Here is a 641-nt window from a genome sequence, read left to right as displayed (position 1 = left end):
TATGAAACCAACCCCACCATTCAATATCATGACCTTGGGGAGAATTATGAAATCCTGCTCAAGTTCTGTGATGACAACAACATTCCCCGTCCCTCCAATATACTCAGTTCTGGCAGAGGAATTTATCTGCATTATACGTTTGAATGTCCTGTTCCAGCACGATGCAAAGGACGCTTTCAGGCCACTCACAGAGAACTGTTAAGAAAATTCATCCCATGGGGAGCAGACCAGGCAACCTATGATTTTTCACGTGTCTTTCGTCTTCCTGGGAGTGTGAACTCTCATCATCCAAGGCGACACAGATGCCAGTTCCTTGATTACAGAGGGAAGTTTTATGACTTCTCGACCCTGTGCGACATGGTTCTTCCAAAGAAATACGAGGATTACAAAAAACAGAAGATAGCCAGACAGGAGAGACGTGAAAAAGCCAGGGTTGAATATCTGGCTCGCAGGCAAACCAATGTGCTTGTTCCTGACGAACGTGGAACCCAGGGTTTCAAGGGATGGGCCTCATGGGCCAAGAAAGGACTGTATGACCTGAAAACGCTTGGCTTCCTGCGCTACAGGGGACCTGTTCGCAAAGGGGAATGTGATATTTTCTGCCATGAAGCAGGTATCCTGCTGGCTCAGATATCCAATCC

The 641-nt window shown here is 47.1% G+C and carries 1 protein-coding gene; it reads left to right on the top strand.

Going from position 1 to position 641, the window contains the following annotated elements; genetic code table 11:
- Positions 1 to 641, top strand: a 641-nt coding sequence (locus tag HK26_RS13645; RefSeq protein ID WP_219337103.1) for a hypothetical protein, incomplete at both ends; no start/stop codon positions are given.

The sequence above is a fragment of the Acetobacter okinawensis genome (assembly GCF_002153655.1).
GTDB lineage: Bacteria > Pseudomonadota > Alphaproteobacteria > Acetobacterales > Acetobacteraceae > Acetobacter > Acetobacter okinawensis_A.
Note: the sequence above shows the minus strand (reverse complement) of the source record. Positions and strands in the feature narration are given on the sequence as shown.